We start from the raw sequence: 8,444 nt of genomic DNA, 5'->3' as shown, positions 1-8,444 counted from the left end.
GCGCGCGGTTCGGATTCGCGCTGCTGTTCCCGGTGGGGAAAAGGTGAGGCATCGTCTACGGTCTGGCGCGCCCCAGCCCTCCGGCCCCGCGTCCTCCGGCGTTACCAGCCAGTAGCGGACGCCGCCAAAGAAGCTCACCGGCACCTTGCCGACGCGGGTGAGCTTCGAAATCTGGAAATTGACCGGCACCGACCATTCGTCACTCAGCCACTCATAGGTCGACTCGCTGTTGAGCGTGAAGGTCCAGGCGTCCTTGATGGTGTAGGCGATGAACGGCTGCAGATAGGCCTGGTTGATGATGTCGTTGGCGTCGCTGTCCTGGAGCGGCCACAGCTGGTGGGCGAGCGCGCCCACCGTCCAGGGGCCGCCCTGCCACACCGCGGCGCCCGTGATGCCGGCGCCCCATTCCTCGGGGCCCAGCAAATCATCGGTGGCCGGCAGATAGACCATGGGTCCCGCGCCCCAGAGAAAACCGTTCTTGGGCAGGCTGGGCGAGAGGAAGAAGCTCTGCTGCACGTTGCCAAGGCCGAACTGGGTTCCGGCGCCGGGGAACACGTCTTCCTGATAGACCACCGGCGCCACGGTGCGGGCGATGATGTTCCAGTCCTCGTTGACCTTGATCGGAAACACCGGCTGGAAATTCACATAGGTCTGGCTGCCGTCCTCCGCGGGGCCGATGCCGCCGTTCCAGTTGCCCTGGAACGGCACGCTGATCAGGTCCGCTACCGGGTTGGCCAGCTTCTTGGCCAGTTGTTCCGTACCCTCATCCGCAATGGCCGGGGTGCCGAGCGCGGCCAGCAGCGCCAGCGGGGCAATCCATCTCTTCATCAGCGTTTCTCTCCTCAGGCTGAAGCGTACGGAGGATCAGCCACAAGCGTAGTTTTGTGCTGGCAATAGTCAATGGCCCTTGCCGGCCGGCGCCCGGCTCTGTAGCTTGGGTGCCGTCATCGGGAGAAAGCCTTGGCAAGGATCTACAGGGGCGGTTGCCTGTGCGGGGCCATCCGCTTCGAGGCGGAAGGGCCGCCGCTCAAGCCGCACAGCTGCTCGTGCAAGATGTGCCAGCGCCATTCCGGCGCGGTGACGTTGCACTGGGTCGAATTTCCGGCGGAGAAGGTTAAATGGACCGGGCCCGGCGGCAAACCCTCCACCTGGCGTTCGTCGGATTATTCAAGCCGCAGCTTCTGCAAGGCCTGCGGCTCCACGCTGGGGGCAATCGACGACAAGCCGGTGGTGGCGCTGGTGCTGGGCAGTTTCGATTCCAACAACCGGCGTGAGCTGGCCCCGGAATTCCATTCCTATGCCGGCAAGCAGCCGCAATGGCTGAAAGGGTGAGCTGCCGAGGGTTCAAGTGAAGCCGCTTGCCGCGCCTGCCACCGCCTTTCCGTCTTCTCCCGCTTCTTCAGCGGGAGAAGACGGGGACCGATTGCCAAGCAATGGGGAAGATGAGGGGACGGAGAAAACGAGACGCCAGCGCCAGGCCTCGCCTCCCTCACCTCCCCCAACTTCGTTGGGGCCCCTTTCTCTCCCGCGGGCGGGAGAGGACGAAGGCCGACGTGTTGAATTGTCCGGACGATGCTTTGGCCGGCCGTCACCGGCGTGACGGGTCGAAATCCCGGAAGTGCTTGGACAGTTTCAGCCCCTGCCGCTGATAGTTGGAGCCGATGCCCTGGCCATAGACGCGCTCCGGCGCCTCGGTCAGCGGCTCATAGACCAGCCGTCCGATGATCTGCCCGTCCTCGAGGATGAACGGCACCTCATGGCTGCGCACCTCCAGCACGGCGCGCGCGCCCTCGCCATGCCCCGCGCTGTGGCCGAAGCCGGGGTCGAAGAAGCCCGCGTAATGCACCCGGAACTCGCCAACCAGCGGGTTGAACGGCACCATCTCGGCGGCATAGGCGGGCGGCACCCGCACCGCCTCTTTCGAGGCGAGGATGTAAAACTGGCCAGGGTCCAGCACCAGCGAGCCGCGCTGCCAGATCGGCTCCCAGTAATCGAGCACGTCGAGCGCCGCCTTGCGGTCGACGTCGATCAGCCCGGCGTGGCGCTTGGCGCGGAAACCCACCGGGCCTGCCTCCGCCAGTGTCGAGAGATCGACGGACAGCGCCAGGCCATTGTCGATATTGGCCTCGCCCGAAGCGATCAGCCCTTCCCTGGCGTGGAGCTCGCGGATCAGCTGGTCGGAGGCGAGCGGCGGGCCCTGCCGGAAGCGGATCTGCGACAGCCGGGAGCCTTCGCGCACCAGCACCGGGAAGGTGCGCGGCGAGATTTCGGCATAGAGCGGGCCGTGATAGGCTTCCGGCACCGTATCGAATTCCTGCGCGTGATCGGCGATCACCCGGGTGAAGATGTCGAGCCGCCCGGTGGAACTCTTGGGGTTGGCGGTGGCCGCGACACCCCGGGGCAGCGCCAGCTGTTCGAGCAGCGGCACGATATAGACGCAGCCCGTCTCCAGCACCGCGCCGTCGGCCAGCGGCACCCTGTGCAGCGCCAGCTCCTTCACCCGCTCGGCCACCGTGGCGCGCTTGCCCGGCAGGAACGAGGCCCGCACCCGGTAGGCCCAGGACCCCAGCCGCAAATCGAGGCTCGCCGGCTGGATCTGGTCGGCATCGGCGGGCCTCGCCAGGCGGATCATGCCGGCCTCGCAATAGGCGGCAATGGCGCGGGCCGGCAGAATGCCGTGCGGTCCGGAAACAGTGTCCATACCGCCCACATGGCGGAAAGCCCGCGCCCTTGGCAAGCTTCGCTGTGGAAAACCCCGGCGGATGGGCTAAAATGGCTTCATGTATGAGCGCATCACCCGCGGCGTGAAGGTCATCGTCCGCCCGCAATATCTCGACGGCCAGTCGCAGCCGGAGGAGGGGCATTATGTCTGGGCCTACACCATCACCATCGAGAATCACGGCCGCGATACGCTGACATTGCGCACCCGCTACTGGAAGATCACCGACGCCCATGGCCAGGTGCAGGAGGTGCGCGGGGCGGGCGTGGTCGGCGAGCAGCCGACGCTGAAGCCCGGCGACAGCTACAGCTACACCTCGGGCTGCCCGCTCAAAACCTCGTCGGGCTTCATGGTGGGCGCCTATCAGATGCAGCTCGCTTCCGGCGAATTCATCAATGTCGAGATCCCGGCCTTCTCGCTCGACAGCCCGCACGAGAAACACGCCATCAACTGAGGCATCATGACCGGACGCACCTATTCCGCCGAGGAGATGCTGGCGCAGCTCATCGGTTTCGACACCACGAGCCGCGACGGCAACCTGCCGCTCATCGCCTTCGTCGAGGATTATCTCGATGGCTGGGGCGTGCCGCATTTCCGCGTCGACTATGAGGCGAACAAGAAGACCAACCTGTTCGCCACGATAGGGCCCGCCATCGCCGGCGGCGTGGTGCTGTCGGGCCACACCGACGTGGTGCCGGTCGATGGCCAGCCGTGGACCAGCGATCCCTTCACGCTCGTCCAGCGCGGCGAGCGCCTGTTCGGACGCGGCACCTGTGACATGAAGGGCTTCCTCGCCGTCTGCCTCGCTGAGGTGCCGAACTTCCTCAGGGCCGGGCTCAAACGGCCCATTCACCTGGCCCTGTCCTGCGATGAGGAAGTGGGCTGCAAGGGCGTGCGCCCGCTGGTTGCCCACATCCGTGACCGGCTGCCCAGGCCCGGCGCGGTGATCGTCGGCGAGCCCACCTCGATGAAAGTGGTCAATGCCCACAAGAGCGCCGTCACCTTCGCCACCGAGGTCACCGGCCATGAGGCGCATTCGAGCCTCACCCATCACGGCGTCAACGCCATCCTGGTGGCGGGCGAGCTGCTCTCCGAAATTTCCCGCATCCGCGAGGACCTGATCGCCCGTGGCGACCCCACGCAGCGCTTCGACCCGCCCTATTCCACCGTGCATGTGGGGGTGATCGAGGGCGGCACCGCCAAGAACATCATTCCGCGGCGCTGCGCCTTCCAGTGGGAAACGCGGCTGCTGCCCACCGCCGATCCCGATGAGGTGCCGCGCCGCTTCGAGGCCTTTGCGAAACGCCTCGAGCCAGCGATGCAGGCGGTGGCGCCGGAAACCGGCATCGCCACCGAGGCCGTCAATCTGGTGCCGGGCCTGGCGCCGGAGAAGGATTCGCCGGCCGAGCTTCTGGCCCTGAGACTCGCCAACGCCAACGCCACCCATGCGGTCAGCTATTGCACCGAGGCGGGGCTGTTCCAGCAGATCGGCATTCCGGCGGTGATCTGCGGGCCGGGCTCCATCGAACAGGCGCATAAGCCCGACGAATTCATCGAAACCTCCGAGCTGCGCAAATGCGAGGCCTTCATGGCCCGGCTCGTTCAGCAGATGGTCTAGCCCCTTCCACATGGGGCAAGGCCTAGCACGGAATAGGAATAAAAGTCAAGGATAAAATTCCTTTGTAAATTCCCCTCACTGCAGGAGCCGCGGGATCTCCTCGTTGAATTCCTTCTCGAACACCTTCTTCTTGCCCTCATAGGCCTCGATCCTGCCCCAGATCACCCAATGCGTTTTGGTGGCCGTCATGCGGCCATAGGTTTCGGTGCGGGTGTGCCATGTCCCGCGCCGGCGTTCCTCCGTCCAGTGGGTTTCCATCTTCGCCGACAAGGGGTCGTCCGGCAGGATCGAATGGGTCTCGCGCCCGGCGCTGCGGACGATCAGCCCATGCGGATGAAGTTCATATTCGCCGAAATCATCCTCGATCTCGAGCCGGAGCGCGCCGGTCTTCTCATCGATGATCGTTTCGCGCCGGTTCCAGGGCTTCTTCAGTTCCGTCATGTCGGCGGGTGGTGCGGCCTCCGCACCCTTCCACGAGAGCGGCGCCTCGCCCGCCACCTCCTTGCGCAGCGGCAGGTGCAGCTGCGACTTCCCCGCATAGACGGTGAGCGTCACCGGCTCGGGTGCCGGCCACATCAGCGGGAAATAGGCGGTGGAGATCGCAACCCGCAGCTTGTGGCCCTTGGGCAGCCGCCAGGCGATGTCATCGAGCTTGATCTTCATGCGGTAGCGCTTGCCGGGCTCCAGCGGCATCGGGTTTTCCCGGCTGTCACGCATGCACAGGTTCTGCAGGTGATAGGTGATGCGCGACACCTCGCCCGCCGGCCACACGTCATTGAGGCGAACGGCGATATGTGCGACCGGCTTGTCCACCGAGAACTCCAGTTCCACCGCGGGCTGGCCCACGATGTCGATGTCGGTGACCAGCGCCGGCGTCTCGAAGACCAGCGACTGGGCGTCGTCGCGCCGCTGGTCGCCGGGGAATTCCGGCCCCAGCCAGATGATGCAGTATTCGCCGCCGTCAGCGCCGGCCGTCTGTTTCGAGCACACGGAGAGCGGCGTTTCGGTTCCCGCCGTGGGGCCGATGCCGCCGGAGTTGAGCCACCATTTCTTGGTCTCAACATGGCCGAAGCCCCAGAAACTGTCGCCCAGCCAGCGGCCATTGATGCGCTCGGGAAAAGAGCCGGGCGTCCACGGCTCCATCACATAATAGCGGTAGTCGGGATCGCGGGAGACGCCGGTGTTCTCGCCTTTGAGCCACTGGTCCCACCAGCGCAGCGCCTCCTGCAGGAAGCCGATGCGCGGCTCCGGCACGGCAAAATGCGGGTATTTGTGGGCCCACGGCCCGATGATCGCCTTGCGGGTGGTGCGCAGGCCCTTCATCAGCCGCGGCACGGCGTTGGAATAGGCGTCGTTCCAGCCGCCCACGATCAGGGCGGGCGCCTCGACGGCCGCGAAGTCCTCGCATACCGAGCCGTGCTTCCAATAGGCGTCGCGGTGCGGATGCGACAGCCATGGGATCACCAGGAACGGCTCGTTCTCCAGCCGGTTCATCCACATCTTGCGCCAGCGGTTGCCGACGATCTTGGGGTCCGGCGGGCGCGAGGAATAGGCCAGCATGGTGGCCGCCCAGCCCAGCATCTCGTTGATCACCGTGCCGCCCTTGTAGTGGACGTCGTCCTCGTAGCGGTCGTCGGTGGAGCAGATGGTGACAATCGCCTTCAGCGCCGCGGGCTTCCGCGCCGCCACCTGCAGCGCGTTGAAGCCGCCCCAGGAAATGCCGAACATGCCCACCTTGCCGGTGCACCATTTCTGCTTGGCGATCCAGGCGATCACCTCCAGCGCGTCGTCCTGTTCCTGCCTGGCGTATTCATCGGTCATCAGCCCGTCGGATTCGCCGTTGCCGCGCATGTCAACCCGGATCGAGGCATAGCCATGGCCGGCGAAATAGGGGTGGGTGAGGGCATCGCGCACATGGGTGCCATCGCGCTTGCGGTAGGGAAGGTATTCGAGCAGGGCGGGAACCGGCTTTTCCTTGGCATCCTCGGGAAGCCACATGCGGGCCGCGAGCCTGGTGCCGTCGGACAGCGGAATCCAGACATTCTCGATTTCCGTCACCTTGCGCGGGAAATCCGTAACCGTGGTGATGCTCATGGCGGGCCTCCGCAAATCCGGAACAAATGCCGGCAGGCGCCGGCGCGGCCCACGTTACCCGGCGGACCGCCGAAAGCAAAGATGAACGGCGGATAAACGCGCCGCTCAGGCCATGTTCAAACGCCAGAGCCCATAACGGCCGCATCATCACCTTGATTGGGGAAAACGGCCATGAACAAGATGTTCCAGTTTCTTGCCACCAGCGCCCTGGGCCTCGGCCTGCTCTGCACCGCGGCCAGCGCCGGATCGCTGGCGCCCAGCCAGGAGGGGTCGCCGTCCACCGGCATGGTCATCGTGCCAGCCTCGGCCTCTTACGCCGAAGAACTGGAGGAGCGCCCCGGCTTCACCCGCGGCGAGATCGTCGACTTCGAAACCACGGCCCCGGCCGGAGACATCATCGTCAATACGGCCGAGAACCGGCTCTATTTCGTGCTGGGCGATGGCAAGGCGGTCAGCTACCGCGTGGCCACCGCCCGCAAGGGCTTCACGTGGCGGGGCGCGCATGAGGTGACGGCCAAGGCCAAGTGGCCGTCCTGGCGCCCGCCGCAGTCCATGCGGAAGCGGAAGCCCGCGTTGCCCGCCTATATGGCCGGCGGACCGGACAACCCGCTGGGCGCGCGGGCGCTTTACCTCGGCTCGTCGATCTACCGCATCCATGGCACCAATGAGCCAGACTCGATCGGCAAGGCCGCTTCCTCGGGCTGCATCCGGATGCTGAACGAGGACGTGAGCGAGCTCTACCCGCATGTGAAGATCGGTGCGCGTGTCACGGTGCTGTGACAGCAACGGGCCTCGCGGCTGGTGAAGGCCCGATAAATCTGTCATACGGTTTTGAGATCTTTGTTGCCCAATCCCCCGTATGACCAACACGTTCATGTGGCCCTTCTTCAAAACCCCGGTTCCGCAGGAACCGCAGGAAACCGCTGTTGCCGAAGCGCCGCTGGCGCCGGCGCTGACCGAGGTCATTAATGCGCTGCCCGATCCGGCGCTGGCGGTGGATGGCCAGGGCGTGGTGGTGGCCGCCAATGCCCAGGCCGCTGAAATTCTTGAGGCTGAGCCAGCGGGGCGGCACCTGTCGTCGGCGATCCGGGTGCCCGCGGTGCTTGAGGCGGTTGCCGCCGCGGCGCGCGGCGAAGAAGGGGCCAGTGTCGATTATGAAATCCGCGTGCCGGTGCCGCGCTCCTTCCGCGCCCATGTTTCCAGCCTCGGTCCCGGCAAGGGCGCGCTCCTCGTGCTGCGCGACCTGACGCGCGAACAGCAGATCGAACGCATGCGCGCCGATTTCGTGGCCAATGCCAGCCATGAGCTGCGCACGCCGCTGGCCGCCCTGTCGGGCTTTCTCGACACCATCATGGGCGCGGCGCGGCACGATGAGAAGGCGCAAACCAAGTTTCTCGGCCTGATGCGCAGCCAGGCTGACCGCATGCGCCGACTGATCGATGATCTGCTCTCCTTGTCGCGTATCGAGATGAACGAGCACCTGCGGCCTTCCGGCGAGGTGGACCTGGTGCAGGTGGCCGGCCATGTGCGCGACGTGCTTTCCGGCATGGCGCGGGACTTCGACTGCGAGGTTGTGCTCGACGGCCCCGGCTCGCTCATGGTCACCGGCAGCCGTGACGAACTCGTGCAGGTCATGCAGAACCTGCTCGAGAACGCCCTGAAATACGGCAGTTCCGGAAAGCGCGTTGACATCACACTCCGCCGCCAGCACGACGCCGCCGAGCTCAGCGTGCGCGACCATGGCCCCGGCATCGCCGAGGAGCATCTGCCGCGCCTCACCGAGCGGTTTTACCGTGTGAATGTGCAGGAAAGCCGTTCGCGCGGCGGAACCGGGCTGGGGCTGGCCATCGTCAAGCACATCGTCAACCGTCACAGGGGCAAGCTCACGATTGTCTCAGAACCTGGCCTGGGCAGTGAGTTTTCGATCAGACTCCCATTAAAATCATAGATATTTCAAATTCTTAACTTGTCATAATTCTGTAATATCAACGTCACATAAGCGTTTTGCCAACT

The 8,444-nt window shown here is 65.3% G+C and carries 8 protein-coding genes; 5 read left to right on the top strand and 3 right to left on the bottom strand.

Going from position 1 to position 8,444, the window contains the following annotated elements:
* The coding region (locus ACKOED_RS16705) for a transporter (protein ID WP_408917757.1) at positions 1 to 828 on the bottom strand (828 nt) is incomplete at its 3' end.
* A gap of 132 nt (positions 829 to 960) precedes the next feature.
* Here ACKOED_RS16705 and ACKOED_RS16700 point away from each other — a divergent pair.
* On the top strand, positions 961 to 1,332 hold the full coding sequence (locus ACKOED_RS16700) for a GFA family protein (protein WP_408917756.1): 372 nt from the start codon (positions 961 to 963) through the stop codon (positions 1,330 to 1,332).
* Positions 1,333 to 1,588: 256 nt separating this feature from the next.
* Here the strand turns inward: ACKOED_RS16700 and ACKOED_RS16695 are convergent, their stop codons facing one another.
* The gene (locus tag ACKOED_RS16695) at positions 1,589 to 2,701 is read right to left on the bottom strand and encodes a 2'-deoxycytidine 5'-triphosphate deaminase (RefSeq protein WP_408917755.1); all 1,113 of its coding nucleotides are present in this window, start codon (positions 2,699 to 2,701) and stop codon (positions 1,589 to 1,591) included.
* Positions 2,702 to 2,780: 79 nt separating this feature from the next.
* On the opposite strand from ACKOED_RS16695, the gene apaG reads away from it, so the two are divergent.
* Together apaG and argE are read left to right on the top strand one after the other, a co-directional pair.
* Entirely contained in the window at positions 2,781 to 3,173 is a 393-nt protein-coding gene (gene apaG, locus ACKOED_RS16690) for a Co2+/Mg2+ efflux protein ApaG (protein ID WP_408917754.1), read from the top strand.
* A 6-nt stretch (positions 3,174 to 3,179) separates the two neighbouring features.
* On the top strand, positions 3,180 to 4,337 hold the full coding sequence (argE, locus tag ACKOED_RS16685; RefSeq protein ID WP_408917753.1) for an acetylornithine deacetylase: 1,158 nt from the start codon (positions 3,180 to 3,182) through the stop codon (positions 4,335 to 4,337).
* Positions 4,338 to 4,412: 75 nt separating this feature from the next.
* Here the strand turns inward: argE and ACKOED_RS16680 are convergent, their stop codons facing one another.
* Entirely contained in the window at positions 4,413 to 6,431 is a 2,019-nt protein-coding gene (locus tag ACKOED_RS16680) for a CocE/NonD family hydrolase (protein WP_408917752.1), read from the bottom strand.
* Between the two features lie 171 nt (positions 6,432 to 6,602).
* Between ACKOED_RS16680 and ACKOED_RS16675 the strand changes: the two genes are divergently transcribed.
* A complete protein-coding gene (locus ACKOED_RS16675) occupies positions 6,603 to 7,211 on the top strand; it encodes a L,D-transpeptidase (RefSeq protein WP_408917751.1) in 609 nt (202 codons plus the stop codon).
* A 79-nt stretch (positions 7,212 to 7,290) separates the two neighbouring features.
* Positions 7,291 to 8,379, top strand: a complete 1,089-nt coding sequence (locus ACKOED_RS16670) for a sensor histidine kinase (protein ID WP_408917750.1) — start codon at positions 7,291 to 7,293, stop codon at positions 8,377 to 8,379.
* The last annotated feature ends 65 nt before the right edge of the window (positions 8,380 to 8,444 follow it).

Source organism: Aestuariivirga sp. (assembly GCF_046093005.1).
Lineage (GTDB): Bacteria > Pseudomonadota > Alphaproteobacteria > Rhizobiales > Aestuariivirgaceae > Aestuariivirga.
This window is presented reverse-complemented; position numbering and strand designations above follow the sequence as displayed.

Excerpts from the sequence above, each read along its gene's own strand:
- ACKOED_RS16695 (WP_408917755.1), bottom strand. The coding sequence starts at position 2,701 with ATGGACACTGTTTCCGGACCGCACGGCATTCTGCCGGCCCGCGCCATT.
- apaG (WP_408917754.1), top strand. The coding sequence starts at position 2,781 with ATGTATGAGCGCATCACCCGCGGCGTGAAGGTCATCGTCCGCCCGCAA.
- argE (WP_408917753.1), top strand. The coding sequence starts at position 3,180 with ATGACCGGACGCACCTATTCCGCCGAGGAGATGCTGGCGCAGCTCATC.
- ACKOED_RS16680 (WP_408917752.1), bottom strand. The coding sequence starts at position 6,431 with ATGAGCATCACCACGGTTACGGATTTCCCGCGCAAGGTGACGGAAATC.
- ACKOED_RS16675 (WP_408917751.1), top strand. The coding sequence starts at position 6,603 with ATGAACAAGATGTTCCAGTTTCTTGCCACCAGCGCCCTGGGCCTCGGC.
- ACKOED_RS16670 (WP_408917750.1), top strand. The coding sequence starts at position 7,291 with ATGACCAACACGTTCATGTGGCCCTTCTTCAAAACCCCGGTTCCGCAG.